This window comes from Paenibacillus sp. GM2 (genome assembly GCF_900069005.2).
Classification (GTDB): Bacteria; Bacillota; Bacilli; order Paenibacillales; family Paenibacillaceae; genus Fontibacillus.
This window is the reverse complement of record NZ_LN831279.1, coordinates 1,704,368-1,730,897: the sequence shown is the minus strand read 5'-3', so window position 1 is coordinate 1,730,897 and position 26,530 is coordinate 1,704,368. Positions and strand designations below refer to the sequence as shown.

The following is a 26,530-nucleotide window of genomic DNA, read 5'->3' as shown; positions in this document are numbered from 1 at the left end:
ATATGTATTAGTAGAGATTTTAAGTTTGGGAGGTTAAAAAATGGTCATTACGCCCAATGTACCGAATCTACCCTATCAGCTGCTAGATGGCATTAAGCACTTTGAGCTGATTGCCGAACCGGTACAGCAAGAAATATTACCGGGGGTATTTCTCCAGGCATGGGGGTATAACGGAACTACACCTGGGCCAACGATTCTGGTCTGTCCGGGTGATTGGGTGAACATACGGGTGTACAACCGCCTTCCCGTTGCCACGAGTGTGCATTGGCATGGGCTGGATATTCCCAATGTCATGGATGGAGTCCCCGAAGTGGAGCCTTCGCCTCGCATCGAGCCTGGTTGTTATTTTGATTACCGCTTCCGGATCGTCAACCCGCCAGGAACTCATATGTACCATGCTCATTATCAGACGGTTCGTCAGGAAATGATGGGATTAAGCGGCGGATTGATCATTTTGGAGCCCACCCAATCACCCGCAGGACCAGATTATTTCATGATGCTGCATGAATTTCATGCTAATGGGCTGGATAAAGGAATCGTACGGCCAGGAAGCTATTCACTGGACCCCATTAGCGATATGTTTAACTTCTTTACAATCAATGGACGCTGTTATCCCTATACTTCGCCGCTTCCGGTAGCCTCTGGAGATCAGGTCAAGCTGCGACTTGCTAATGTGGGCATGAACGCCCATCCGATGCATCTGCATGGTCATCAGTTTATCATCAGCGCTTCCGATGGCAATACAATAGCACCCTGTAATCGACTCACCAAGAACACGATTCCGGTCGCCTCGGGCGAAACCTTCGATATCGAATTTACCGCCAACAATCCGGGAATCTGGCCCTTCCACTGTCATATCCCCCATCATGTAGCCAACAACTTTACCGACCCGACTGGCGGCATGTTCACTACTGTAATCTATCAAAGATAAAAAGATAGCTTAGGGAGAAAACAGAGTCGATCTCAGCTTTCCATGCCCATTTCAAGCGGATTTCTGCTATAATATAAATTGCATTAAATGTAGATTTAATGCAATTTCTCTTTTAAACGATGAAATGGATGCGATTCTGATGAACAACACAGCGATTGCCGAGCAATATGAACGCGAATTACAGCTATTTTCGATTTATATGAAAGACCGCGAATATTCCAAGGAGACGCAAAAAGCTTATCTCTTCGATGTGATGCATTTTCTTCATAACCTGGAGGGAAAAAAGGTTGCCGAGGTATCGGATTTTGATGTGATGAATCACCTGACCCTCGTCCGGGAGGCTGGAGCGGGAGCAAGATATCGAAACCGATGCCAATCGGCGATCCGACTCTTCTATAAAGTACTGGTTAAATTCCAAATGACAAACTACAATCCGGCTTTGAATATTGAAAGAGCAAAAGTAGATAAAAATCGGAAGCCTACCTATTTAGAGAAGCCGTTCCTCGATGCTTGTCTTCAGCTGATTGACAGCAAGTATGTTGTCCGAGATATCACGATCGTAGCGCTGATGGCCTACGCAGGCTTGCGGGTCAGCGAGATCGTCCGGCTTGATATCCATGATTTTAATAAAGAACGAGCCGAGCTTGGTGTACTCGGTAAAGGGGAGAAATGGCGTTACATTCCCCTCCCTGCCGAAATGAACGAGCTGCTGCAGCATTACTTGAGCGAACGGATCGAACCGAAAAATAAAAAAGATCAATATGCCATGTTCATATCCCAATTTGGACGGCGGATTAGTAAGCGTATGGTGCAAACGGTGGCGGAGAAGACCTTCACAGCACTTCAAGACGAATTTCCGGAGCTTCAAGGGATGAAGCTGTCCGCGCATAAGCTGAGGCACTCTTTTGCTACGGATTTACTGCGCAGTGGAGCTGATCTGCGTACCGTGCAGGAGTTGCTTGGACATGAGGATATTTCAACCACGCAAATCTATACCCATGTCTTGGATGAGACGAAGAAAAAAGCGATGAACAATATTCAGCCGGATCTTGGCAGATTGAAGCTGAGACAAGAGCACTAAGGCCGCCCGCCCTTCTTATTTAAAATAAAAGATAATGTGCTGGAAGCGAACCCTCACGTCGGTGACGTTCCTGTAGCAATGGGGCTTGTCGGCCAAATATCTTATGGCGTCTCCGGTAGACAGCCTATAGGTCGAATCCCCAATGCACACTTCCATCTCCCCTTCGGTAACAATGATGTACTCCTCTGTCCCTTCGTTGTGTGGCTCTGAAATATGGTTCCAGCCCGCCTCCAGATCGATGGTGAACACCTCAAACCTGCGATTCTGGTCATAGGGAAATAGCGGATACACTTGCATTTTTCCGTCATTTTCCATGATCGGTTTAATATCCTTCAGAGCGATATGCTCAATCTCCTGCTCCTCTTCCTCCATAAAATAAGAAAAAGACACATTTAACCCCGTTGCGATCTTCCATAACGTCGATACCGTCGGGTTGGACGCCCCCTTCTCGATTTGCGCCAGCATCCCCTTGCTTACGCCGGTAAGCTCAGCTGCTCTGTCCAGGCTCATATTTTTTTGCTTTCTGATATGCTGCAGGTTGTTGCCAATAATTTGGTTGAAATCCTTCATACCATCCTCCCGAATTTTGTTCAATATATTGAATTTATATATAATATATTATACAATCTATTTCATAAGATTTCCATCTACTATAATGTCGCAATAATGATTCCAGGGAGGAGCGAATAAGATGTCAGCCCCATTGAAAAAAAGCGCGGAAAAGGTACAAAACATTCTACGAGACTTCGGGCACGAGCTACAGGTTATTGAGCTGCAGGACTCCACCCGCACCTCGGATGAGGCTGCCCGTACCATCGGTTGCAGAGTCAGCCAAATCGCCAAGTCTTTAATATTTAAAGGTAAACAATCGCAGCAGCCGATCCTAGTGATTGCTAGCGGGACCAATCGGGTTAATGAAAAGACGATTAGAGCTTATCTTGGGGAGAAGCTGGAGAAGGCAGATGCAGACTTCGTGCTTGAGCATACCGGCTACGCCATCGGTGGGATTCCCCCTGTTGGGCATCATTCCCCGATCAAGACCTTTATAGATGAAGATCTACTGCAATACGAAGAAATTTGGGCAGCAGCTGGAACGCCTAACGCCGTATTCAGGCTCACACCGCAAATTTTAACAGAAATTGTGGATGGAACCGTCATCTCTATAACATAGAAAAGGACTGTAAATAAAGGTGCTTTCGCATAGGGCCGAAAGCTCCTTTATTTTGGGCTCCATAAGTTGTCATAAAACCAAAAACGCTGTAAAAACAGCATGATTAATGTCATTAATTAATAGAAAACATCTGAATATAAGTTATATTAATATTATTAATCATTTATCACATGAATACAATATAAACCCCATTATACTTGCATTTTCCGTTTTTTTCATGCGCCCATTCTACCTATTAACCTTTCACTTCGGGTAGTTCAATAAACGGCGAGACCCAGGCTGAGAAGGATAGCTCTCTGTCCCAGGTTACCTCGTTAATGGCGTAAGCACAGCCCCAATCCAAGACCCGCTGATGCAGCATATGTACCCGAAATCGTTCGGCAAACCCGGATTTGGATGGGGTCTGAAGATAATATTTCCGAATAAACCGGGTTGCCACCTCTCTTTCCCCACGGTCCAGATACATATTCATGATCCGGCTTACATCGGCCAAGCCATCACCGAAATAGCCAGTAGTAAAGTCGAATATCCCGCTTAAGCTCCATGCATCACCTTGACGCTGGAAGAGCAAATTATCCAATTTATAATCCCCCATGACAAAAGTCGGGGCAGAAAGCTCATTAAATGCCTGCTCGGAAGCTCTAAGTACATCCTCCATCCACGCCAGATCCTGAGCAGTAACCATGGAGTAATTCCCGGCATCACTAAGCCAATACCTGATCCGCTTATAAAGCCAGGAGGTGTATCCTTCCGGAAATTCAGCGATGCTCCCCTCCAACGGCTTGTATTCTCCGAAACTGTCAGCCTTCCAGCACTGCATTTGGGCGAGTGTATCGGCCAGTAAAGAGGCAACTTGATCCCGTTCGGTCTCACTGAGTCCGGCATAAGTTGCAGGATCGCTTAAATGCACGCCGGATAGCCTGGACATGATGGCGTATGACCAGCCAAGGATGTCCTCTGCTTCATCCACGATATAGACCAGCGGAACCGGTAAGGATGTCATGCTGCGCAAATGCTCAATATAATATTTCTCCTCGATGAATTGGCCCGGATAAAGCGGATTTCCCTTCAGCACATACTCGCCTGTGGAGGATTGCAGGAATAGGGTCTGTTGACCAACTCCCTTCGAGGTAGGCGCAAATGAGATCAGTTCACCCAGATTAAAGCGATGCAGCACTCGTTGCAACAGCTCGTCAGTGATCTCTCCCAGCTTCGGAGAGGAGAAGAATATTTCCGTAGTCATCTGGTTCAACTCCCTTGATAGATTATACGTCCCTGGCTCCCACTATCAAAAGACAACTAAAGTCTAAGTCCGGGCTATTATGTCCGAATTGGGATGAGCAGGGCTTGGTTCTTGAAATAAGCATATCCAAGCTGTATATTTTAGACAATATAAATCTCAAATAGTCCGATCTTCTGTCTGCAGAACTTCTACTTATGGGACTAATTCAACAGGCCGAAGAGCAAAACAAAAAGGAAGCCTTGGGGAGGATGCCATGAAGGTTAAGGATGCACGTGCTGCCGCCGTCCACTGGGTGACCAGCCGCGCCAGCCAGGAAGCAGGGTATATGGGGGCGTACTTCAGCGGCTCAACGATAGAACTGCCGGAGGAGGAGGAGCTGCCTGCCGCTTCTGATATCGATGTCATGGTCGTACTGGACCGGAAAGACCTGCCCCTTAAACCGGGAAAACGAATCCATTGCGGCGCGCTGATCGAGATCTCCTATATCTCCTGGCCTCAGCTTTCATCAGCCAAGAACGTTCTGACATCCTATCATCTGGCCAGCGGATTACGGACGGACACGATCCTGGATGACCCTACGGGAGATCTGCGTGCTGTACAACGCGAGGTATCGCGCCATTTTGCAGAACGGGCATGGGTACGCCGTCGCTGTGAAAATGTGCTGCAGTCGATCGAGATGGGGCTGGGCTCCATAAATCCTTCCGCACCGTGGCATGATCTGGTTACATCATGGCTTTTCCCGACGGGAATAACCACTCACCTCCTCCTTGTCGCCGCGCTGCGCAATCCAACGGTTCGAAAACGCTATCTCGCTACGAAGCAAGTTCTTCAGGCATACAGACGAGCGGATGACTATCAGCACCTGCTGAAGCTGCTCGGATGCGAGAATCTCAGTCCCCAGCGTGTCGAATTGCATTTAAATGAACTGGCCGGTACCTTCGATGCAGCGTCCGCCGTTGCAAGCACACCGTTCTTCTTCAGCTCCGACATTACGGCAGCAGCAAGGCCGATCGTCATTGACGGAAGCCGGGAGCTGATACGATCAGGCTATCACCGCGAAGCCGTCTTCTGGATGATGGCGACCTTCGCCAGATGCCACAAAATTCTTGCTGCGGATGCCCCGGAGCTTCATGCCCTGTACACGCCGTCCTTTCATGATATGGCAGCCGATCTTGGCATCCGCTCATGGGAGGACATTCAACAGCGAGCCAAAGCAGTCAGCGATTTTCTTCCCTACCTTCGCGAAGTCGCAGAGGACATTTTGCTCGCTAATCCGGAGATTGAATGATACGACCGTATGCAAAATCCCCCTCCGCTCTGGAGGGGGATTACATTTTCAGCTATTTCGTTCCTCTTTGAAAAATATAGGCAGTCGAATTTCAATTCGTGTACCCTGATGGAGCTCGCTTGTAACGCTAACGTCTCCCCCATGTGCCTTGACAATATCATGGGTGATGGCCATGCCAAGCCCCGAACCCTTATGCAGCTCCCCTGTGTTCGTTCCGCGATAATATCGGTCAAAGATCCGCTCCAGTTCATCCTCCCGGATGCCTTTGCCATTGTCTTGGACACAAATCCAGACATCGAGACCGCTTTTCTTAACCCCGACCTGGATCGCCACCTGTTCATCATTATGGACAATCGCATTGTAAATCAGATTGCTAACCGCTCTGCGGATCAGAATTCCATCAACATCGATATTGATCACCTCGTTGCTGCAATGAAAATCAATGTTTCGGTTGGCATATCGGGCATCATTCAGCGTATCGATCACAATGTTCCGGACCAGGCCAACAATATTGACATTTTTTTTGTTAAGCATCATTTTTTTATTTTTCAAACGGGTCGATAAATTCAAATCCTCGATTACATCCCGCAAATACAAGGACTTGCTTTCAATAATCTCCGCGTATTCTCTCATTTCTTCGATCGAAAATTGATAATCCTTGTCCTTCATCATTTCCGCATAACCTTGAATGGAAGCAAGAGGGGTCTTAATATCATGCGAAATATTTCCGATCCACTCTTCCTTCATCTGATCCAGCTTCTTTCTTTCCTGCTCGCCTGCTTGCAGATTCTGGGACAATACATTGATGTTATGAAATACTTCTTTGTATACACCTTTTGACTCATAATACACATGATAGTTCTTGTGAGCCAGCTGTTTGATCCCGTTAATCAAGGCGTGAAGCGGCCGAGTCAGCCTTTTGCTGAAAATATAGGCGATGCAAAGCGCAACAAATCCGTCAACCGCAATGACGACTAAGATGCCAAGCCTAATGGTCCGTCCGATTACTCTATAATCGTAAGTTAGCACATACCGTTGTAAATTACGGTCTTTGGTGCCGATCAGATAGCTGTAACGGTAATCAGCCCCCGCCTTTTCGCCAATAAAAACGGTGGATAAAGTCTCCTCCTCCACATATTTATAGGTTTGGATGATATCCATAGGCGTATATTTTGTTTTTGCTTTTTCAGGAACATCGTAGCCATAGAGAACCTTGCCGTCCTCGTCCAGCACTTGAAGCCAAGCTTGCTTATTCTGCAATTCAGCCTTTCCTTGGTCGGTCATGGAAATTCCGGAGGGGGATACCCTGATCTGGCCTGCAAAGGAACGAACAAAGGACACCGCCGAATTATCTTCACTATGCAACAGAGGACCATTCAATTTCAATTGCTGAATATTTAACCAGATCAGCACGAAGATATTCATGATGATGACGATAACAACGATCAAAACAACGGATAACAAATATCGCCCGGTCAGCTTCCATTTCATTCAGCTATTCATCCTCTATTGCCAATTTATAACCGAGTCCCTTCACTGTAACCAAATACCGAGGGTTGGAAGGGTCCTCTTCAATCTTCTCGCGCAGCCGCCTAATATGTACCATAACGGTGTTGTCGAATCCGAAAAATTCTTCACCCCATACCCGCTCAACCAGACTTTCCTTACTGATGATCTGATTAGGGTGCTTAAGTAAATGAGTCAGCAAACCAAGCTCCTTGGGCTTCAGCTCTATCACTTCCCCTTTTTTTCTGACCTCGATTTTTTCTTCATTAAACTCGAAAGGCCCCGCCTTAATGATAGGCGGCTGCGATTCCTGCACCGGAGCAACTTCCGGCCTTCTGAACCGCGCTTTGATGCGGTAAGCGACTTCCTTCGGACTGAAGGGTTTGGTGATGTAATCATCGCCGCCAATGGCAAATCCTAAAATTTTGTCAATCTCCTCGGTTTTCGCGGATAAGAAGAAAATCGGGACATTGGAAACATGGCGGATTTTTTTGCAGACATCATAGCCTTCCCCGTCCGGAAGCATGATATCCAGAATTACAAGATCGGGCTGTGTATCCTGAAATTGCCTCCAACCGTCCCCAGCGGTCGAAGCCGTATAGACCTGATCGATCCCCTCCTTGACCAGAACCGTCTTCAGCAGCCGCAAAATATCAGCCTCATCATCTACGATTAATACCTTTTGATCCCATGACATAGCAATTCCAACCTCCTTTCAAAGAATCGGAGATACGGGTTAAGCTGCTGAAACCTAAGCAGCCTAACCCGTATTTATCTCCCACCCTGCGATTTACTATAACAAGCGAAGGCAAGCTATGGGAACTATTTTTTATTCCTGATTAAAAAATTTGGACATTGGATTTTCCGTCTTTTTATCCGTCGTGACCTTTCCAGTCCCGTTCATCTCGTAATATTGATAATAATCGGAAGTGAAATTTAGTGCAGTCAACGCTTGCTCCGCATATGGCTCAACCATTCCATCCTTTAGTGTATCCCCATTCCAATAGAAATGAAGCATTAAACGGTTCTGATTGTATGGATGTTTAATAATATAAGCACCTGCCCCTTCTTTTTGATTCATCATCTTTTTCCAGTCCCAACCGATATTTTTGGATTTTTGAATAATGCCCGGCTTTAGAGCTTGGATGAATCCGTTTGTTTTGGCGTTGCCGATGACGATAATATTACTAGCCGCCAGCTCCTTGCTCATTTTCTGCTTCAACATCTGGCGTTCTGTAATTACAGTGGGTTTGATCCCTGTAAATGATAACGTGGCCTGCAACTGACTCACCAGCGCTTCCTGCTGCTGCTGCGCCTTAGCCCCCACCTTATCGCTTGCCACGATGGTTAGCGGTTCGCCTGCATACACCTTGTCCATGATTCTGCTCATCGTCTCGTAAGGAAGCCCGGGGATCTGGTTCAACGAAGCATGATACATCTCTTTGAACTGCTCGCCCATATATTCCATTTTTTCAGTCTCGGACAATTGGTATTCCGGTTTCAATACAAAATTTCCTTCATGCAGCGCTTTGTCCATCTCATCGCGCGCTTGTTTGCCAAGTGTATCCTCTATCGTCTCCAGTAGACCGGCAATCGTTGCATTTTTATATTCATAACGCTTGAAATATTCTCTCATAAATGCATCGAATTTCTCTTCGCCAACCAATCGGTATAGCTGGTAGATAGCCTGCCGTCCTTTGCCATAGTATACCGGATTCGCATTATCTCCAACTTCCTGGTTGGTGGAAGCGATCGGTTCGTCGAAGGAAGAATCATCATATTGAAGCATCTTGAAGCCATTCATCGTATCGCCCTGCTTCTCCGCAAAATAGACCTTGGAGAAATCAGCGAAACCCTCATCCAGGAACGATTCTGTCTCCGAATTGTTGCCGATCAGGGCATGGAACCATTGATGGGCAATTTCATGTACAAACACATCATCATGGGCAGCGTCAACATTGCTTCCTTTCAAGCCCAGTTGGATGACCCGGGAGAATTCTACCGCAACACCTTCTACATAAGACTCGGCAATTCGAAATTCAGGATAGGGATACTTCCCGTATTTTTCATTAAAGAACTGAATGACTTTGAAGGCTTGGTCGATGTATTGATCGATGACTTTTTTCTTGTCCGGCACATTGTCAAAATAATAGTATTCAACCGTCAGGCCGTCGCGGGTTACACGCTCCACCTTATAATTAGGGCTTGCAAAAAAGACGAATTCACGCGTATTGTTGGCAACTGTCGATACAACCTTGCGTCCGGCTTCCTTATCCTGCTGAGTAGTAATCGTTCCCGGCATCAATACCTGATAGGTATCCGGTACGTTCAGTTGAACTTCAAAATCCGAGGACGTGTAATAGTCAGTTTCAAACGTTGTGCTGTAAGGGATATTGTTCCATTGATGCTTAGCTTCTTCATAAACCGCCAGCACCGGGAACCAGTGCGCACCATTCACGATATCCTTATAATACGACAAACGTTCAGAGCCATATGGAATCTGGACATCGAACTCAAGCTGCAGGGTTATCGATCCGCCGGGCTTAAGTCCCTGCTCAAGTGCAACGGTCAAAGCCTGATTTTTATTCTCATAGGTCAGGGCCTTACCATTTGCCGTCACCTGATTGATATCGATTCCGCCCAGAAAAATATCCGGCGTAAGTTGAGGGTTTTCTTTTTGGAGTTCTTCATTTTTTCGTTTGAACATCCCTGCCTGGGTCTCTTTCGAACGATTGGCGTCAGCAAACGTATGAAATACCAGTTCATGGAGCGTATCCTGGGTTGTGTTGCGGAACGTCACGGTCTCGCTGCCCCGGATATGCATGTTTTTCTCATCCAATCGGGCATTGATCCGGTATTGAAGTGGCGTTTGCACCTCAGAGACGTTCACCGCTTGTCCTGCCTTGGATACCGATACCGGCGCTGCCAGCGCGTGAATACCGCTAACAGCCGGGCTCACTGCCAAGGCCGCTGCCACCGAGCAGGCGATTGCTTTTCGGGTAATGGATTTAAAAGCTGTATGTTTGTTCATATTATTCTCTCCTTTTATATATAAGGCATCAGTTTTAAGGATCGTCTCTTCCGATCGCTTCAGAAAGGCTGCATCCTCTTCCCCTCGCTTTATTACAATTTCTACAGGTTTCATTCCTGTATCCCTTAGTTCCCGCTGCCTTCCAGCTGCTGTCTCGCTTTCTCCGGCAGCTCGCTAGCCTGCACTTCCTGGTAGGAGCTTACTTTATCGCCCTTCAGGTATACCCGCAGATAAGCTTGCTTGCGCAGATCTTTATCTGCTGTAAACGTGAAGGATTTTTCTTTTCCGTCTTTATTAAAGCCTTGCATCGTGTATTCATACTGAGTGAATAATTTACCGTTATCGGACTTTCCCTCGATTTTTTTGCCGCTGTCCTGGATTTGCACGAAGTAACTATCCGCTCCAAACCGGTTAATGTTGACATTTTGGATGAAAACAATAAGTCCGATCAAAATTACTACAATAATACTCGTTCCAATAATAAGTCGCTTTTTCATCGTCTTTCTCCCCATTCATTTAAATTAAAGTGGTGTGACTTCCTTTGATTTACCCCTATCGAACCCGCTTGCTTGTTCCTTTTCTTCCACAGTGTATCTACTTCACATTCGTTACGATTCGGTAGTACGCATTGACGGTCAACGCATAATAGATCAGGTAGATACATGTGTAAACCCCCATGCAAATGACTACTGGTATTACCAGATTGGTATGCATCAAGTTGGATAATGCCGATAAGGCAACTGCGCAATGGGCGATCCCCGCAATTAGCGGCAGCGCAAAAATGAAACCAACCTGTTTGCCGACCGTTTTGCGGATTTCCTTTTTGTTGACGCCGATTTTGTGCAAAATCAAATACCGGCCTTTATCGGAGCCTGCTTCTGTCAGCTGCTTAAAGTAAATGATGCTGCCTGTTGCGGCCAGGAACACAAGCCCCAAAAATCCGCCCATAAAGATCATGAGTCCAGACGCTTCCATCCCGCTGGAATAGCTGTCATAGAAGCTTGAAAACCTCGCTTCATTCGGTAAAACCTTTTTAATGTCCGCAGTTAATGTCTTAGCTTTATCCTGATCAGTAATGCTGTAGATCTCAAGCTTGTTTACTGTAGCCTTCGGCTGCAGCTTCCCAAACACCTCATCACTGACGACAATGGTGGTATAGACGGAGCGTTGGTTCAAAACGCTATATTTGCGTAAAGCCTGGAAGGTGACCTTCTGTTCTTGCTGTTCGTCCTTTAAAGTGATGGTCTTGCCTACATAGTCAGGCGACATCCCTTCCATATAGGCTGGGTCCAGAACAACCGCTTCATTTGCCTCAAGCGACAGCTTACCGTCCCTATTCTGAACCTCGGCCAGTTGATTGAAATCATGCTCAGACAAAATGGTAAAAGCCATTTTCCCGTCAGAAAAGACGGATTCAAGAACACGGCTGTCTCCATTCATTTCAAGCACCGGAATGGATTGATGGTAACGCAGCTTGTGATCAGCGGAATTTGCAACCAGGTCTTCGACCTGCTTCGCCTTACTATCGTCTGTGGCTATAAACAACATGCTGTTAGGGTTAGCCAACTCGGCATTGCTGCGATTGTTGTAATAGAAGCTGTAGGCTGTCCCGACAGCCGTTAATGTAGTTGCGCTAAGCACCGCAATAATCGTCAACGTGCGGGCATTCCCTTTGATCCGGTAGAGCAACTGCGAGGTGCCGATAATGTTCATCCCTTTCCAATAACTCTTCTTGCGAGCTCGGGATAATTTCAACATCACAACGGTCAGCGTGCTGAAGAGGAGATAGGTGCCCAGGATGACCGTAAGCAAAATTATTAGCGGGGTCACCAAAAACCCTAACTTCATCCATGCCTTGGACTGAAGCAAATCCTGCAAGGCGAGCCAGTAACCGATCCCGATCATAATCAGCGAGATCAGCGCCGTAATCCACGATACCTTTGGCTCCCGCTCATGCTCTTGGTCAGCACGAAACAGTTCGATTAATTTAAAGCGGTAAATCAAACGATAGCCTTGGAAAGATGTGATCAGGGTGATGACCATAAAGACGATAATGGTATTTATCACAGCTGATAAAGAAATTGAGAATTGACTGAGCAATTCATAACCCATCGCCTTCATCAGGATCATTACGAAAAACTGACTGAGGGCTGAGCCCAAGCCAATCCCGATAATAAGCGCCAATACGCCCATCAGAAAATTTTCATAAAACAACATGCGGCCGATCTGCTTTTTACGTACCCCGAGTAAGGAGTACAATCCAACTTCCTTTTTGCGTTTTCTAGTGAAAAATGAGTTAGAATACCAAATAAAAATCGCTACAAAGATCATAAGTACGACGGACGCCCCGCTGAAAGCGGAACTGATTTTTGGCGAGCTTTCGGAAGCCGACTTGATCGTTGTATCGTATTTCAAAGAAACAAATGTAAAGTAAATTACGATACTGAAAATCATCGATGCAAAGTATAAGAAATAATTCGTAAAGTTTTTTCTGATGTTTTTGCGGGCAATACTAAACAACGTCATGATGCTCACCTCCGAGCTCTGCCAGAACCTCCAAAATCTTTTGGAAAAATGTCTTTCGCGCAAAGTTCAGATTGCGTATTTCTGTAAACAGCTGACCGTCTTTGATGAAGATGACACGACTGCAATAGCTGGCCGCATACGCATCATGCGTTACCATCATAATGGTGGATTGATTCGTCTCATTCAGACGGCTCAGACTCTCCAGTAGACTGGTCGCCGATTTAGAATCCAGCGCTCCGGTTGGCTCGTCCGCCAGAATCAGGCTTGGATTAGTTACAATGGCGCGTGACGCCGCTGTACGCTGCTTCTGTCCCCCGGAAATATGGTAAGGATATTTGTCCAAAATATTTCGAATGCCGAAGGTGTCGGCAATTTCGCTTACGCGTTTCTCAATCTCGGCCGTCGGCACTTTAGATAAAGCAAGAGGAAGCAGAATATTCTCTTTGACTGTCAGCGTATCGAGCAGGTTATAATCCTGAAAAATAAACCCGAGCTTATTGCGGCGAAAATCCGAGAGCTTTTCCTCATCCGTCCATGCGATCAATTCACCGTCGATTATCACTTCTCCCGAGCTTGGCGTATCGATGGTCGAGAAAATGTTGAGCAGCGTTGATTTCCCCGCTCCAGACGGACCCATTATGCCGACAAACTCGCCTTCCTGGATCGTTAGATTAATCTCTTGCAGCGCTGTGTATATATTTCCTTTCGTACCAAACGTTTTGGTAACATCTGCTGCTTGCAAAATAGTTTTCATATGGTTAATCTCCTTACATACATAAGTTAGCGAACACAAATGTTATAATAACGGACGTACCTTACCGCATATTAATCCGAACCTTACATAAACCTTAAAACATCATTTGCTGGCGAAAGACCGCCGGAAAGATGAAGTCTCGTCAAGGACTGCCCAAACGTCAAAAACCCCCAGAGCTCGCAAATAAGGCGAACCCTGAGGGTGGTGTTTGATTCTATAATTAATATGCTAAAACTCCATAATCCATGAAAAATCAAAAATAATGGCACAGATCAATAACGCACTTAACAGCAATAGGAATATGAGATACAGAACAGTCCCCCGTCTAAAAACAGACAGCGCCATGCCGGAAGCCTGGGCATAATGTGCGGCTGTTAATCCCGCCAATATCCCCATGATCAGAAACCAGGGTTCATAGAAACAGAGGTCCCATATGGCAAGATGATTCATATCAACTTCAGCCCATCCCTGCAACCTGAGCGGAATGGCTCCCGCCAAATAAAGCAGCTTCGTAATAATCCCTGTGATGCCATGAGCAACTAAAAAAGCAGCACCGGCAAGCGTTGGCCCCAGGACTAGAAGACGCGGGAGCTTTTTTCCTCTAAACACCGGAACCCAGTCCGGGACTACGCTTCCCCTTGGCCCGCCCAGGCCAAGCAGAATAAATCCACATAGCAAAATCAGGACACCGGCCGCATAGCTGGCTACGCTAAAGGCATCCGGATCGGAAAATTTCCCGTAACCGCCGATCACAGTACCTGTAGCGGCTTCATAGAAACGTACAAAAACCGCGTAAAGAAGCGCCCATAGAAAGCCGGTATATGCTGGCCAGACCGACTTTCTTGTAAAACGTTCAAAGGCATTTAAACCTGGCATCGAAGCCATCCTGTTCCCCCTTGTCCTGTGGAGTCAGCCATTCTGGATGTTCCGTCGGTATTTATCGGGTGTGCAGCCGACAACCGCCTTGAAATCCTTGATAAAATGAGACTGATCATGGTACCCCAGTTCTATGGCAAGCTGGGACAAATCGATCGGCATCTGCAAGTCCATTGTCTCAGCAGCATTTTGCAGACGATACAGTCGAATCACCCACTTGGGGCTGATACCAACATATTGGTCAAAGAGACGTTGAAGCTTGCGGATATGGATCTGAAAATGCTCGCATACCGCATCTACCTTGGATAAATCCTTCTCTGCCATGATGAAGTCAATGATCCGATTGATCTGAAGCACCTGCTCGTCCTGCGGCGGAAGCTTGGACAAGAGCAGCTGATCCATGATTGCAGCCATCGCCTGTTCATCCCCCTGGGAGAGAATATTTTTTTCCAGTTCCATCCCGTCTATATCGAGTATAGCCCTCACTTCCAGCGGACGATCTAGCAAACCGGAGACAGGCTGCTGCAGGAATGGATAAAAGCCCCCGGGCTTGAATTTGACCCCAAATACCAGACCTTCTCCATAAATGGGGTAAGTGAATTTCTGCGTTGCAGGAGCATAGATCATCGTCTTCCCCGGTTCTACAATCAGGTTAAGGCAAGGATTCGGAACAACATGCTGCATATAAGGCTCATCATCCTGGCTGTTCCAACTGACCATCCAATAATGCTTCACAAAATAGCTCAGCGCTTCCGCTGCGGGCAGGCGGGACAAATTGAATCTCTTCTCTCCTCCCTGCAGATTCAGAACTCCCATACTCGGCCTGTGGGTATTGGCGGGCAAGCTTAATCAACTCCTGTCTCCCCATCAAGAACATCTGTTCTTGTCGTGTTTTTACAATACATCTTCTTCACTTGCAAGGTATCCTGAGTTTAACATAAAATTCCTGAATCCGGGAGTTCTATCAAATTTGAAATATCATAAGGAGTGTGGCAATATGACAAGCTTAAAATACGAATTTTATATCGGAGCAGAACCGGAGCAAGTATGGAATCTGCTAGTGAAACCGGAAGGTACGCGGAAAACTTTTTTCAATTGCGTCTTTCAGTCGAGTTTTATTGCCGGAGAGCCCTTCGCCTACATCGGACCGGGGGCCGACGGGGATGAGACGGTGCATGTATACGGAGATATCCTGGCCTATGAACCGAACAAGACGTTAAGCTACATTGAGCATCCGGGCCCTTCCTATCAAGAAAATCATCAGAAGCTGACCTCGCGTGTGACCTTCACCCTGGATACAGTTGGCAAATGCACGAAGCTTACGCTGATCAATGATCAATGGTCGGACAACCATCCTTCCTTGCAGAATTCAGAGGGACACTGGTGGGCGATACTGAGTAATATCAAGACGGTCGCCGAAACCGGGAATACGCTCGACTTCGCTGGGTAAGAGCAAAGATCATATGTACCATTGCAGAAATAAAAAGGCGGATGCCCTTTTCCTCTCGGAATGGGCTCCACCACCTTTTTAATGTCTTAACTTAGGGCTAATCCATCGTGCCGATCGATTTAAACCGGGGCTGACTATCGGCGCTTAACCCCACTTCCTCCCGCAATTCGATCAGCGCCTTTTGCAGGTCCTCCTGCTTCACATAGACGAAGGGACTCTTCCAGATGCTATCCATCTTCAAGGTTTGTATTTGATTGGGCTTCAAGCTGCTGAAATTCAAGATCCCTTGCCGTATTAGCGATTCGGGAAAATCTGAGGTCACATGATCACCGATGATGTCCAGGATTGTCCCCCATTGGCTTATTCCTTGGAATGCCCCCAGCTTCTCCAGAATCTGCTTGATCACCTTTTGCTGCCGCTCATTGCGGGCAAAATCGGAGGATTCCTGCGTGCCTTGATTGGACTTCCGATACCTGACATAGTCAAGCACCTGCGAGCCATCGAGCTTCTGTAGTCCTTTTCGCAAATCAATATTCGTTCCATCCGCGGTGTCCCTGTACTTCATATCCATCTCGACATCGATCTGCAGGCCACCTAACGCATCCACCGTCTTGCGCAAGGCATCAAAGTCCATCACCACCATATAATCAATCGGCAGATCCAGCAGGTTGCTATAAAATTGCTTCGTATTTGAAATAGCCGCCGTTTTGTCCTTGATATAGTAATAAGCGTAATAGTAATTGGCTTTGCGAGAACGTGCAAACTCGGACTTGACCATTAGATCGCGCGGTAGAGATAAGAGCTTTGCAGAGCGCGTATCCGGGTTGTAGCTTACAATCATAAGCACATCCGTATTCACCGTACCTCCGCTTCCGTCTCTGCTATCAACGCCCGCCAGCATGAAGATCATAGGCTTAAGCTGCGGAGCTGGGACTTGCTGCTCCGCATTATGATCGCTGCCTGGCGCGGAGGATTGATACTTCTCAGTCAGATTTTCCGGAGAAGCAATGCGATGGATGGTCGTCTCCGCCTTATAGTATATATACCCCACATAGATGCAAACACCAAGTATAAGCGCAGTTAACGCCATACCTGCGATTTTTAGAGCCTTTCGGTTTATCTTGCTTTTGCTTTTGCTTGTACTTTTACTTTTGGTTTTGCTTTCACTAGTGTTGCTGACAGTCATATCTCGCTCAACCTACCTTCCTTACTATGCCCTCGTACAGGTCAAGGCCAGCGTTCAGGGATCTATTGGCCAAAGACCAATGCTGGAACAATTGTTTCACCAGAATAGCGCTCAATACGCCCAGGAGGGCTCCGGTAATGACATCAAACGGGAAATGAACGCCGTTCCAGATGCGGGAAAATGAGACCAACCCGGCAAGCAGCAGCCAAGCGGTTCCGTCCTTTCTGCGATACAAGAAAATAGCGGTGGCAATTACAAAGGAGCCTATCGAATGATCACTCGGAAATGAGGCATTCGCAGCATGCTCAATGAGTGGATGGAAGGCATATTGAACGAACGGTCTATCCCGATAGAAGAAATGAGCAAGAACACTTCCTGTTCCAAAGGCTGCACAGGCAGCGAAGAGTGCGACTAGAACCATTTTCTTGTTCTCTCGTCCGCGGCTGAACCAATATATGATGATTCCCAGGTAAAATAGATATTCTGCTTTTTGCGACAATATGCGCATAGCCGGATTCAATCCCGGCAGGGATAATGCGAATTGATGAATGGCTTCAAAAAGAGAATGATCGAATTGAGCAATGTTCAACATAAAAACCTTCTTCCTGATGTGCGGTATAGTCTATTGCAAGCTTGCCTGTAAAATTCTCAGCTGGAAATAGGTCCCTCCACTCCGTGAGCGTGGACGCTTAACACCAAGCCGATAGCGATCATATTGCTAAGTAAGGAACTGCCGCCATAACTGATAAATGGCAATGAAATTCCCGTCAGCGGGACCAGACCGATTAGCATCCCGATATTGACGAAAATCTGAAATACGAGCATCCCGATTATGCCGACGACAATATACGCCCCAGCGAGGTCTTTGCTATCCATCACCATTTGCACCATGCGATAGATCAGCGCGAAATAGAGAATCAGGAGTACGGCTGAGCCAATAAATCCGTAATTCTCGCCGATAACGACGTAAATGGAATCGGAATAGGCATAAGGAATATAACCCATTTGCAAATAATAGCCATCACCGCCGGTTAACCCTCCCGAGCCGATCGCCCGCATGGCATTTTTAACATGCCATGATTTGTCCGGATCGCTTGCAGGATCGAGAAAGGTTTGAATTCTCGCCATTTGATGCGGTTCTACGAATTTGGCCAGCAAGTCATGGTTCGCATAATACAGCCACAGGACCGCACCGATCATCGTGATCACGAAACCAAGGAATACAATCATATAGACCAGGCGGACATTCCCCATCCACAGCATGCTGAGCAGTACTCCGACGAATACCAGTGCAGTGCCCAGATCCGGCTGCTGCATAATGAGCATAATAGGCACCATAAAGACCAGGCAGATCGGAAGCAGGTCACGGATCGGACGAAGCGTCTCTCCCCTACGTCTGCCCAGCATTTGAGCCACGAGCAAGATCGTAAATATTTTGACGATCTCCGAGGGCTGCAGCTGAAAATGTCCAATATTTAACCAACGTACAGCTCCATTGATATTTTCGCCGGTGAAGCGGACCAGAATAAGCAACCCGATACCCAGTCCATAGAAGAGATAAAGCCATTTGCCCAGCAGGATTCTATAATCGAACCAGGCAAGTGCCAGCATCGGGATGCAGAAGGCTATAAACAGATATATATTGCTGATATGAAGCCCTTCCAGCTTCGTATTGTGGGTTGCCCCGTAGATCGAGATCGTTCCACAGCCAACCAGACAGAGCAGAATGAACAACGTTAATTCATCCAGCTTCATAATTTTGTGTTTAAGCATATGTCGTATGACCTCAATCCTCCAGCTTGCAAAAAAATACTAAAAATAGGCATCACAAATAGTCCAATGAGCGCTCATACGCCTTCTGTAGACGCAGTGCCCCGGACTATCTGGCGGGTCATAACGATCGGAGATATCTCGTCCGATACCCGACCCTTATATGAATTTGTGTCTCTAGCAATTACTCAAGATCAAGCTTGCCGTGATATTCCTTCTTCTTTACGAGCTCCAACTGCTCATTATTCCATTCATAAATATCCAGTCCATTGCCAGCCGCTCCTAATGACCAGCCGAGCGCAAGCTCCATTCTGCCATCGTGATTAATATCCGGGAAGCCGGCATATTCCAGCCCGTATCCAAAGCCTTTGATCTCGGATACGATTCGCCATGTGTTATCCTGCTGCTTGAATAATGCAGCCTTCAATGCTTTGCCCGATGTCCCGTTCTCTTCATATACGACGACCGCTTCATTTATTCCATCGCCATCCAGATCCCCGAAGGAGATATCCTGTCCCTGTTCACCTTGCATAGGGACTACCAATTGCGCCTGATCGGGCAGCAGCCTCATAAGCTCTTGACTCATATTGTCCCGCTGGGGACGGCTAGCAGAGGCGGGCGCCTTAATCATATCGACAGGTGTCGCCGGAATACCGCACCCCCCGAGCAGCAATAAGCTCGTCAACAGGATTCCTGTCCGATTAAGTCTCTGAAGCACGTTCATGATCATCCCCCTGACCATTCAAGGTTAGTACCTATTTTAATCGCAGCTGTCCTGCAAGTGGTTATGAAAAAGTTAAATTTTATTCTATCCACCCGCTTTGCCCTGAAAAACCGACTTTTATGAACCACCTATAGGCAGCAAAATAAGCACCTTCGTTCCTTTGCCTACCGTACTGCTAATACGCAATTCTCCGTGATGCAATTGAATGATTTGTTCGGATATCGCCAGACCAAGCCCGCTGCCTGCGGCATGCTGATCCGCTTTATAAAACTTGTGAAGGACATTCGCCAACTTATCCTCAGCGATCCCGGCCCCGGTATCCTCTACAACGATAACGGCATTCCCTTGATACCGATAGGCCCGGATTGTGATTCTGCCGCCAGAATCGGTATATTTCAGCGAATTATCCAGCAGATTGATCAAAACCTGCTTCAGCCGGTTCAGATCAGCTTGAATATGGGGAAGCGCTTCGGGCACTTCTACCTCAAGTGCCACGCCCTGCCTGGCTGCCCTTGGACCAAGCTGGTTGGCGGTCTGCCGAATCAATGGCTCCAGATCAACAGAGGCAAGCTGCAGCGTGATTCTCCCATTATCCAATTTTGAGAAGTCAAGCAATTCATCCACTAAATGAGTTAATCGGTCGCTCTCCGCCTCAATAATATCCAGTCCTTCGTGAACAAGCTGCTGGTTATCGCGACCGTTTGCTTTGAGGGTAATGACCCAGCCTTTGATGGAAGTGAGCGGTGTTCTTAATTCATGTGAAATGGAGGAGATAAAATCATTCTTCAGCTCTTCGCTTTTCAAAATTCTTGCAGCCATCATATTCAGCGTCTCTGCCAAGGAACCCAGCTCATCCCGGTAACGCTTGCGTACACGAATGCCGAAATCCCCTTCCGTCATCCGATCGGCCGCTTGCTTCAGATCCTTGATCGATCTTGTGATCGTCCAGGACAGCAGCAATCCAAGCGCCGTAACGATCGCAATGACCAGAATGCCGACAATGATAAGAATAACCGTGATCTGATGGATCGTTTGCAGCGTTGTTGTCAGGGAGGTCACGAATCTGACCTCGCCTAGCGTAGCGCCGTGTTCATGCGCTTGAAGAGGATAGGTTACCGCGAGAATCGGCTCAGCGGTTACCGGGTCCTTCCCCTTCCATGTGCCGGGCATCCCGGAGATAGCCGTCTTTACATCCGGATATTCCTTCATGGACAGGTTCCCCTGCGCCCCGTTGGAATCCTGCAATAGCTCGCCGGAAGAGGTAATGATCTGCACCTGGGCTTCGGAATTGTGCGCGAACCCGCTCAGCAGACGTTCCGATTGCGCCGCCAGATCCTCTTCCGCAAAATATTGCTGATAAAAAGAAGCGGACAGTTCAGCCTGATTCATCAGAATCCGCTCGACATTATGAAAATAATAAAACCTCACCGAAGCGATCAAGAAGATTTCAAGAATCAGCACGGTGAGGCAGATCACGACCATATAGCTTCCCACGAGCCTTTTCTGTATGCTCATGCTTCTTATCCGTCCTTCCCCCAGCGGTATCCAAGGCCCCATACCGTCTCAATCCACTGCGGATCGGAGCAGTCATCCTCGACCTTCTCACGGAGCTTGCGCACATGCACATCCACCGTCTTCGGATCACCGACAAAGTCCTCACCCCAGACGAGGTTCAACAATTCGTTGCGGGATAACGCCGTGTCAGGATGCTCCAGAAAGGTTCGGAGCATCTGGAATTCCTTGGGTGTCAGCTCAATGACTTGATCATGCTTGAACGCTTTATTGGAATTGATGTCGATGCGGATCGGACCGGATTCCAGAATATGCCGCAGCGAGGTCTGGCGGTTATCCGTACGACGCAAGATGGCATGAATACGCGCCACAAGCTCAAGCGGATTAAACGGCTTGACGATATAGTCATCGGCCCCGATCTCCAGCCCTTTAATCTTGTCCAGATCTTGCCCCCGCGCGGTCAGAAATACAATTATGACAGAGGGGTTCTTCTCCCGGATTTGCCTGCAGATTTCAAAGCCATCGCTATCCGGCAGCATAATATCCAGAATGATCACATTCGGTTGATGCAAAGAATAGCACTCTATGGCCGACACGCCATCCGCAGCTTCATACACGATAAATCCATTATTAGACAGGTTAATCGAGATAAAGCGTCTGATATGATCATCATCTTCACAGACCAATACTTGATTTCGCGCTATAGTATCCAAGATTTTGCACCTCCCAACCATGGATGCATTAACGATAAAATGGATGTTACTCGAAATTGCAGAGCTTGTCAAAAATCGTGAAATTCAAAAACTCCAAACCCAAACAAGACCGGATTTTCTCCCCCACATTCTTTTCAACAGCAGCATATTTGAACTCATACCGTTATTATTTCGATAATGCTATTCGTTCCAAAACGACTGCCACCCCATCATGATCATGGGTATCGGTAATCTCGTCCGACAGCTGTTTTAACTCCTCCACCCCATTGCTCATTGCGACAGACCATCCGCAGGTATGAAATAAACCGAGATCGTTCATATCATCTCCGAAGACGATGACTTGATCTGGCGTGATACCCATTTCATGACACAAGACAAGGAGTGCAGCCTCCTTCGACGCTCTGCTTGATGAAATTTGAACAAGCTGCCCTTGATCCGTGACCAGTATATTTATTTCTGATCCGAACCTGGTCTGAAGCGGGGGGATGTCCATATCTCCGGAGAATAAAATTTTCGTTGCGGCATGCTTGCGGAGCTCCTCCAGCGGCGTTACGATCGGATGACCTTTCACCCTCATTAAAGTCGCCTCATCATACTCCTTCAAGCTGAACCATTGATCCTCAACCTCCAGACTAATATCCAGTCCGGGATTACAACGCAGACAATAATCTAATATCGCGGCAGTAAGATGCGCTTTTATCGGTTCGTGACGGGAAATCCCGGTATGCTTGCAGCTGATCATCGCCCCGTTATAGTAAATAAATGAACCTATTTCCAGCAGCTCTTCCGGGAGAAATCGCCTCACAGCCCTTGGCGGGCGTCCGGTAGCGAAGATCATCCTCATCCCCAGTCCATGACACTGAAGAAGCGCGCTTAAGTTTCTGTCCGATACCTGTTTGTGCGAATTTAGCAGCGTTCCGTCTAAATCCAGCACGACAGCTGCATATCTCATCACTGGCTCCTGAACCCGGCCTCTACTCATCCTGTTCCTCCTTTAAATTTTAAATAAAAAAACGCCTCGGCCTGGATGCTCTAATCCGGGTCGAGACGTGTTTGTATGCGAGCTTTGTCTGTATTCATTAACACTTCAAGTTTACTTTACGATGACCAGTTCCGGTTCAGGCACAAAATTGAAGCTTTTATGAAGAGCTTCCTGGACGATCTTGATGAGCTCAATTACATCTGCCGCCGTTGCTCCACCGCGGTTCTGGATCACATTGCCGTGCACCGGAGAGATCATCGCCTTGCCGCGAACCGTTCCCTTAAGCCCAACGCTCTCCACCAGCTTGCCTACCGGCGTACCGATCGTATAATCGTTCTTGAACACGGAACCGCAGGAAGGGTATTCGAAATGATTTTTGCCGATCCGGTCAAGAACGACATTCATCATCGCCTCAGGAACCGGCTGATTCCCCTGCTCTAATGAAGACAAATAACTGCGATAAAAACGATAGAAGCTTGCCAAGCTGGAATTATCGATGCTCTCCTTAACCAGGGGACGGTTCAAATAATCGTTGATCCGTTCAAAATCAAAGGCGGCTCCTGCTGTTTTCAGCTTTAAATCAGCTCCGGTGATGAACCAAGGCTGATGTTGGAAAATGGATTGCTTGTAAGCAAATTGACAATCATCCGTCCGGATGCTTTGGATACCTCTCCCCGGGGCCTCCAGATCGATATAGTATACCGTATCTAAATAATCGCACATCACATTGTCAAAATATTTGGCATTCATGTAGACTCCACCGCCCAGCGTACCCGGCAGCAGGAAGGTGAAGTGATAATCTGTGAAGCCGCTCAGATCGCCGAATAGCGATAGCATCGATAGCGGAGTTCCTGCCGACACATATAGGAAATCTCCTCTGGGCATAACTTCGATATGGTCACGCATCGATATATAGATCGTCTCAGGATCGGGATGATCGGGCAGCAGCAGGTTCGATCCCATCCCGAACATAACTGTTTGCATTCCACTGGATTGAGCTTGCTCTAACAAGAGTACAATATCCTCAGTACGTCTGGGCTTGGCGACAAACCGGGCCATCCCTCCGATTTCATAAGTTGAATATTTCGATAAATTTTCATTCTCTTTGCATATCTGGGTTAGTCTGTGATCCCAAAACATGGGTAAGTCTCCTTTCAACAATAAGAAAACCTCTAGCGAGGCCATTCAAAGAAAAACCGCTAATGAAGCGGGCTCTGTAAGTAAGTGTTCAAAAAGACCGGTTATAAGCACCGGGAAGGTTGGATAAAGCAAGGGACGGTAGAAACGGAGCCCAGATAAAACCTTCGTAAGCCCCTAAGTTGTTTCCGTAGGAAACATAACTTCGGTCGGTTTTCTTATCAAAAGCGAACTTTTTTGAACAATCTCTATAAGTATATATAGTTATAGGTCTCTATACAAGATATGTGCCTGATTTCCGATTTGCGCTATGGAATAAGAATGCGAGGCTTGAATAAGGCAGCGAATTTCGACGGAGACTACACGAGTAATAGGTTGAGGTAGTACAATATAAAGAAAGAACTCTAAGGTTGTGATCGATATGAACGGTTCCAGAACAGCCAGTCTGTCTGTGTTCAGCAACACTTTTATCGTTATATTAAAGCTTATTGTTGGCTTCCTGACCGGCTCCGTTGCCGTGATCTCGGAAGCGATTCATTCTGCTCTGGACTTGGTAGCCTCGTTGATCGCTTTTATATCCGTTCGTATCTCAAGCCGGGCCGCAGACCGCGGTCATCCGTACGGGCATGGAAAAGTAGAAAACATATCGGGGACCATCGAGACGCTGCTCATCTTCGTGGCCGGCTTATGGATTATTTATGAATGTGTGCAGAAGCTGGCTCATCCTTCCCCGGTCGAGCTTCCGCATCTCGGAATTATCGTCATGTTCATCGGTGCAGCGATTAACTTCGTGGTTTCGATGAAGGTTAAGCGTGCCGCAGCCGAGACACATTCCGTAGCGATGAAATCGAACGCACTGCATCTCCTGACCGATGTATATACTTCGCTTGGCGTGGGAATCAGCTTGTTTCTGGCCGCGCTCACGGGCTGGACCATTCTTGATCCCCTGATCGGAATCGTGCTTGCCTGCTATATTATGTGGGAAGCCTACAAGCTTATGAAAGAATCCTTCCCTCCATTGATCGATGCTCAACTAACGGAGTCGGAGGAAGAGCAGATTTTGCAGGCCATTGCTCTATACGAAACCCAATACATTGAAATCCATGATTTCCGTACCCGCCGCTCCGGCCCGGAGGAATATATCGACTTTCATCTCGTGCTTCCATCCAAAATGGACATAGAAACCGCGCATCGGCTTTGCGATAACATTGAGACCGCAATTAAACGCATTTTTGAGCGCGCTCAGATCCTAATACATGTGGAGCCTGAGCATGAGCAGAAGCATGCCGGCATCCATATCGCTCCCAAAATTAAATAAGAGAGACCGCAAGCCTCCCCGGCTTCCTGTTCACGGTCTCTCTTCTTCTTTGCATTAATTAAATTTTCTCAACACAATGACTGCATTATGTCCGCCGAAGCCAAAAGAATTGGACATGCCGATTTGCAGGTCCTTTTTTCTCGCCTCATGCGGGACATAATCCAGATCACAGATTGGATCGGGATCGTTCAGGTTGATCGTCGGCGGGATAATGCCCTCCTGCAGGCTCTTGACGAGAGCGATCGCTTCAACGGCACTTGATGCGCCAAGCAAATGGCCTGTCATCGATTTATTGGCGGTTACGGGAACATGGTACGCCGCAGCTCCAAACAGCTTCTTAATTGCCTTCGTCTCCGAGATATCCCCTATCTCCGTACTCGTCGCATGGGCGCTGATTACATCAACCTGCCCCGGCTCCATTCCGGCATCCTTCAGCGCCAGCTCCATCGCATGGTACGCTCCGATTCCCTCCGGATGCGTCGCCACCATATGATAGGCGTCGGAAGTGGCTCCATAGCCGAGCACTTCGGCGTAAACCCTGGCATTTCTCCGCTCGGCATGAGCCAGCGATTCCAGCACGACGATCCCCGCACCCTCCGCCATCACGAAGCCGTCCCGATCGCGATCGAACGGTCGGCTCGCTTGTTCCGGCGCCTCGTTGCGGCTTGATAGTGCCCCAGCGTTGCCAAAGCTGGCCAGGGAGATTTCCGTAATCGCTGCTTCCGTCCCCCCGGCAATAATAACATCGGCGCCGCCCGCGCGAATCAGGCGTGCGGCCTCGCCTATCGCGGTATTGCCTATCGAGCAGGCTGTTACCGGAGAGAGGGTTGGCCCGGTCGCTCCATATTTAATGCTGATCATTGCCGCCGCCATATTAGAGATCATCATCGGCACCAGTGTCGGGCTGACTCGCTGCGCTCCTCTGTTCTTCAGCTGATCATGCTGATCGATCAATGTCTGTATGCCGCCTACGCCTGATCCAACGTAGACCCCCAGGCGCTGCTGATCGATCTCCTCCAGATTCAGCTCCGCATCCTTAACGGCTTGTTCGGCAGCAACCATAGCGAGTTGACAGAAGCGGTCCATACGGCGCGCTTCCTTGCGTCCAAGCTCCGCTTCGGCGTCGAAATCTTTTACAAGCCCGGCAATTTTTGCTTTATGTGCTGAAGTATCAAATGTATCAATCGATGATATTCCTGATTTACCATGTACAAGACTGTTCCAGAAGCTGTCCACTTCATGTCCGACAGGCGATATAACGCCCATTCCTGTAATCACTACTCGTTCCATCGTTCAAACTTCCTTTCTGTCTCATCCAGCTCAGTTAAGAA

The 26,530-nt window shown here is 47.5% G+C and carries 25 protein-coding genes; 6 read left to right on the top strand and 19 right to left on the bottom strand.

Going from position 1 to position 26,530, the window contains the following annotated elements:
- The first annotated feature begins 40 nt into the window (after positions 1-40).
- Positions 41-931, top strand: a complete 891-nt coding sequence (locus BN1360_RS17560) for a multicopper oxidase family protein (RefSeq protein ID WP_068781149.1) — start codon at positions 41-43, stop codon at positions 929-931.
- A 124-nt stretch (positions 932-1,055) separates the two neighbouring features.
- Complete coding sequence (locus tag BN1360_RS17555; RefSeq protein ID WP_229521033.1) at positions 1,056-2,012, top strand: tyrosine-type recombinase/integrase; 957 nt, start codon at positions 1,056-1,058, stop codon at positions 2,010-2,012.
- Positions 2,013-2,027: 15 nt separating this feature from the next.
- On the opposite strand, the gene BN1360_RS17550 is transcribed toward BN1360_RS17555, so the two are convergent.
- Complete coding sequence (locus BN1360_RS17550; protein WP_068781147.1) at positions 2,028-2,582, bottom strand: helix-turn-helix domain-containing protein; 555 nt, start codon at positions 2,580-2,582, stop codon at positions 2,028-2,030.
- Positions 2,583-2,703: 121 nt separating this feature from the next.
- Between BN1360_RS17550 and BN1360_RS17545 the strand changes: the two genes are divergently transcribed.
- Positions 2,704-3,183 carry a YbaK/EbsC family protein gene (locus BN1360_RS17545; protein ID WP_068781146.1) on the top strand — a complete coding sequence of 160 codons (480 nt, stop codon included), beginning with the start codon at positions 2,704-2,706 and terminating at the stop codon, positions 3,181-3,183.
- A 235-nt stretch (positions 3,184-3,418) separates the two neighbouring features.
- On the opposite strand, the gene BN1360_RS17540 is transcribed toward BN1360_RS17545, so the two are convergent.
- Positions 3,419-4,426 (bottom strand): phosphotransferase family protein, encoded by a 1,008-nt coding sequence (locus BN1360_RS17540; RefSeq protein WP_068781145.1) that lies wholly within the window; start codon positions 4,424-4,426, stop codon positions 3,419-3,421.
- 253 nt (positions 4,427-4,679) lie between these two features.
- Here BN1360_RS17540 and BN1360_RS17535 point away from each other — a divergent pair, with 253 nt between their 5' ends.
- Entirely contained in the window at positions 4,680-5,714 is a 1,035-nt protein-coding gene (locus tag BN1360_RS17535; protein WP_068781144.1) for a hypothetical protein, read from the top strand.
- Positions 5,715-5,762: 48 nt separating this feature from the next.
- On the opposite strand, the gene BN1360_RS17530 is transcribed toward BN1360_RS17535, so the two are convergent.
- The 8 genes from BN1360_RS17530 to BN1360_RS17495 form a co-directional block, all read right to left on the bottom strand.
- On the bottom strand, positions 5,763-7,205 hold the full coding sequence (locus BN1360_RS17530; RefSeq protein WP_068781143.1) for a sensor histidine kinase: 1,443 nt from the start codon (positions 7,203-7,205) through the stop codon (positions 5,763-5,765).
- 4 nt (positions 7,206-7,209) lie between these two features.
- Positions 7,210-7,917, bottom strand: a complete 708-nt coding sequence (locus BN1360_RS17525; protein ID WP_068781142.1) for a response regulator transcription factor — start codon at positions 7,915-7,917, stop codon at positions 7,210-7,212.
- A gap of 132 nt (positions 7,918-8,049) precedes the next feature.
- The gene (locus BN1360_RS17520) at positions 8,050-10,251 is read right to left on the bottom strand and encodes a M1 family metallopeptidase (RefSeq protein WP_068781484.1); all 2,202 of its coding nucleotides are present in this window, start codon (positions 10,249-10,251) and stop codon (positions 8,050-8,052) included.
- Positions 10,252-10,376: 125 nt separating this feature from the next.
- Positions 10,377-10,748, bottom strand: coding sequence for a YxeA family protein (locus BN1360_RS17515; protein WP_068781141.1), 372 nt, complete (start codon positions 10,746-10,748; stop codon positions 10,377-10,379).
- A 97-nt stretch (positions 10,749-10,845) separates the two neighbouring features.
- Positions 10,846-12,777 carry an ABC transporter permease gene (locus BN1360_RS17510; protein WP_068781140.1) on the bottom strand — a complete coding sequence of 644 codons (1,932 nt, stop codon included), beginning with the start codon at positions 12,775-12,777 and terminating at the stop codon, positions 10,846-10,848.
- Positions 12,764-13,531, bottom strand: coding sequence for an ABC transporter ATP-binding protein (locus BN1360_RS17505; RefSeq protein WP_068781139.1), 768 nt, complete (start codon positions 13,529-13,531; stop codon positions 12,764-12,766). The genes BN1360_RS17510 and BN1360_RS17505 overlap by 14 nt, the downstream gene beginning before the upstream one ends.
- A 228-nt stretch (positions 13,532-13,759) precedes the next feature.
- Entirely contained in the window at positions 13,760-14,416 is a 657-nt protein-coding gene (locus tag BN1360_RS17500) for a hypothetical protein (RefSeq protein WP_068781138.1), read from the bottom strand.
- A gap of 24 nt (positions 14,417-14,440) precedes the next feature.
- Positions 14,441-15,223: a helix-turn-helix domain-containing protein gene (locus tag BN1360_RS17495; RefSeq protein ID WP_148466615.1), complete on the bottom strand. Its 783-nt coding sequence runs from the start codon at positions 15,221-15,223 to the stop codon at positions 14,441-14,443.
- A 181-nt stretch (positions 15,224-15,404) separates the two neighbouring features.
- On the opposite strand from BN1360_RS17495, the gene BN1360_RS17490 reads away from it, so the two are divergent.
- The gene (locus BN1360_RS17490; protein ID WP_068781136.1) at positions 15,405-15,857 is read left to right on the top strand and encodes an SRPBCC domain-containing protein; all 453 of its coding nucleotides are present in this window, start codon (positions 15,405-15,407) and stop codon (positions 15,855-15,857) included.
- A gap of 97 nt (positions 15,858-15,954) precedes the next feature.
- Here BN1360_RS17490 and BN1360_RS17485 read toward each other — a convergent pair whose 3' ends face one another.
- The 8 genes from BN1360_RS17485 to BN1360_RS17450 form a co-directional block, all read right to left on the bottom strand.
- Entirely contained in the window at positions 15,955-16,947 is a 993-nt protein-coding gene (locus BN1360_RS17485) for an LCP family protein (RefSeq protein WP_229521032.1), read from the bottom strand.
- Positions 16,948-17,050: 103 nt separating this feature from the next.
- Positions 17,051-17,635 carry an undecaprenyl-diphosphatase gene (locus BN1360_RS17480; protein ID WP_068781134.1) on the bottom strand — a complete coding sequence of 195 codons (585 nt, stop codon included), beginning with the start codon at positions 17,633-17,635 and terminating at the stop codon, positions 17,051-17,053.
- 56 nt (positions 17,636-17,691) lie between these two features.
- Positions 17,692-18,816 (bottom strand): FtsW/RodA/SpoVE family cell cycle protein, encoded by a 1,125-nt coding sequence (locus tag BN1360_RS17475; protein ID WP_068781133.1) that lies wholly within the window; start codon positions 18,814-18,816, stop codon positions 17,692-17,694.
- A 181-nt stretch (positions 18,817-18,997) separates the two neighbouring features.
- The gene (locus tag BN1360_RS17470) at positions 18,998-19,537 is read right to left on the bottom strand and encodes an FG-GAP repeat domain-containing protein (RefSeq protein WP_069188368.1); all 540 of its coding nucleotides are present in this window, start codon (positions 19,535-19,537) and stop codon (positions 18,998-19,000) included.
- 117 nt (positions 19,538-19,654) lie between these two features.
- Positions 19,655-21,052, bottom strand: a complete 1,398-nt coding sequence (locus BN1360_RS17465; RefSeq protein ID WP_068781132.1) for a sensor histidine kinase — start codon at positions 21,050-21,052, stop codon at positions 19,655-19,657.
- Between the two features lie 5 nt (positions 21,053-21,057).
- On the bottom strand, positions 21,058-21,762 hold the full coding sequence (locus BN1360_RS17460; RefSeq protein ID WP_082790107.1) for a response regulator transcription factor: 705 nt from the start codon (positions 21,760-21,762) through the stop codon (positions 21,058-21,060).
- Positions 21,763-21,928: 166 nt separating this feature from the next.
- A complete protein-coding gene (locus tag BN1360_RS17455; protein ID WP_068781131.1) occupies positions 21,929-22,744 on the bottom strand; it encodes a Cof-type HAD-IIB family hydrolase in 816 nt (271 codons plus the stop codon).
- A gap of 111 nt (positions 22,745-22,855) precedes the next feature.
- Positions 22,856-23,884 carry a UDP-N-acetylmuramate dehydrogenase gene (locus BN1360_RS17450; RefSeq protein WP_068781130.1) on the bottom strand — a complete coding sequence of 343 codons (1,029 nt, stop codon included), beginning with the start codon at positions 23,882-23,884 and terminating at the stop codon, positions 22,856-22,858.
- A gap of 418 nt (positions 23,885-24,302) precedes the next feature.
- Between BN1360_RS17450 and BN1360_RS17445 the strand changes: the two genes are divergently transcribed.
- Complete coding sequence (locus BN1360_RS17445; protein WP_148466605.1) at positions 24,303-25,199, top strand: cation diffusion facilitator family transporter; 897 nt, start codon at positions 24,303-24,305, stop codon at positions 25,197-25,199.
- A gap of 54 nt (positions 25,200-25,253) precedes the next feature.
- Here BN1360_RS17445 and fabF read toward each other — a convergent pair whose 3' ends face one another.
- Positions 25,254-26,489, bottom strand: coding sequence for a beta-ketoacyl-ACP synthase II (gene fabF, locus BN1360_RS17440; protein WP_068781129.1), 1,236 nt, complete (start codon positions 26,487-26,489; stop codon positions 25,254-25,256).
- Positions 26,490-26,530: the final 41 nt, after the last annotated feature.

Bases quoted from the DNA above. Each gene is read 5' to 3' on its own strand.
- BN1360_RS17530 (WP_068781143.1), bottom strand. From the start codon at position 7,205: ATGAAATGGAAGCTGACCGGGCGATATTTGTTATCCGTTGTTTTGATC.
- BN1360_RS17535 (WP_068781144.1), top strand. From the start codon at position 4,680: ATGAAGGTTAAGGATGCACGTGCTGCCGCCGTCCACTGGGTGACCAGC.
- BN1360_RS17520 (WP_068781484.1), bottom strand. From the start codon at position 10,251: ATGAACAAACATACAGCTTTTAAATCCATTACCCGAAAAGCAATCGCC.
- BN1360_RS17515 (WP_068781141.1), bottom strand. From the start codon at position 10,748: ATGAAAAAGCGACTTATTATTGGAACGAGTATTATTGTAGTAATTTTG.
- BN1360_RS17505 (WP_068781139.1), bottom strand. From the start codon at position 13,531: ATGAAAACTATTTTGCAAGCAGCAGATGTTACCAAAACGTTTGGTACG.
- BN1360_RS17450 (WP_068781130.1), bottom strand. From the start codon at position 23,884: ATGTTTTGGGATCACAGACTAACCCAGATATGCAAAGAGAATGAAAAT.
- BN1360_RS17550 (WP_068781147.1), bottom strand. From the start codon at position 2,582: ATGAAGGATTTCAACCAAATTATTGGCAACAACCTGCAGCATATCAGA.
- BN1360_RS17490 (WP_068781136.1), top strand. From the start codon at position 15,405: ATGACAAGCTTAAAATACGAATTTTATATCGGAGCAGAACCGGAGCAA.
- BN1360_RS17475 (WP_068781133.1), bottom strand. From the start codon at position 18,816: ATGCTTAAACACAAAATTATGAAGCTGGATGAATTAACGTTGTTCATT.
- BN1360_RS17480 (WP_068781134.1), bottom strand. From the start codon at position 17,635: ATGTTGAACATTGCTCAATTCGATCATTCTCTTTTTGAAGCCATTCAT.
- BN1360_RS17445 (WP_148466605.1), top strand. From the start codon at position 24,303: ATGAACGGTTCCAGAACAGCCAGTCTGTCTGTGTTCAGCAACACTTTT.
- BN1360_RS17555 (WP_229521033.1), top strand. From the start codon at position 1,056: ATGGATGCGATTCTGATGAACAACACAGCGATTGCCGAGCAATATGAA.
- BN1360_RS17540 (WP_068781145.1), bottom strand. From the start codon at position 4,426: ATGACTACGGAAATATTCTTCTCCTCTCCGAAGCTGGGAGAGATCACT.
- BN1360_RS17510 (WP_068781140.1), bottom strand. From the start codon at position 12,777: ATGACGTTGTTTAGTATTGCCCGCAAAAACATCAGAAAAAACTTTACG.
- BN1360_RS17455 (WP_068781131.1), bottom strand. From the start codon at position 22,744: ATGAGTAGAGGCCGGGTTCAGGAGCCAGTGATGAGATATGCAGCTGTC.
- fabF (WP_068781129.1), bottom strand. From the start codon at position 26,489: ATGGAACGAGTAGTGATTACAGGAATGGGCGTTATATCGCCTGTCGGA.
- BN1360_RS17465 (WP_068781132.1), bottom strand. From the start codon at position 21,052: ATGAGCATACAGAAAAGGCTCGTGGGAAGCTATATGGTCGTGATCTGC.
- BN1360_RS17495 (WP_148466615.1), bottom strand. From the start codon at position 15,223: ATGGGAGTTCTGAATCTGCAGGGAGGAGAGAAGAGATTCAATTTGTCC.
- BN1360_RS17560 (WP_068781149.1), top strand. From the start codon at position 41: ATGGTCATTACGCCCAATGTACCGAATCTACCCTATCAGCTGCTAGAT.
- BN1360_RS17545 (WP_068781146.1), top strand. From the start codon at position 2,704: ATGTCAGCCCCATTGAAAAAAAGCGCGGAAAAGGTACAAAACATTCTA.
- BN1360_RS17525 (WP_068781142.1), bottom strand. From the start codon at position 7,917: ATGTCATGGGATCAAAAGGTATTAATCGTAGATGATGAGGCTGATATT.
- BN1360_RS17485 (WP_229521032.1), bottom strand. From the start codon at position 16,947: ATGGCGTTAACTGCGCTTATACTTGGTGTTTGCATCTATGTGGGGTAT.
- BN1360_RS17470 (WP_069188368.1), bottom strand. From the start codon at position 19,537: ATGAACGTGCTTCAGAGACTTAATCGGACAGGAATCCTGTTGACGAGC.
- BN1360_RS17500 (WP_068781138.1), bottom strand. From the start codon at position 14,416: ATGGCTTCGATGCCAGGTTTAAATGCCTTTGAACGTTTTACAAGAAAG.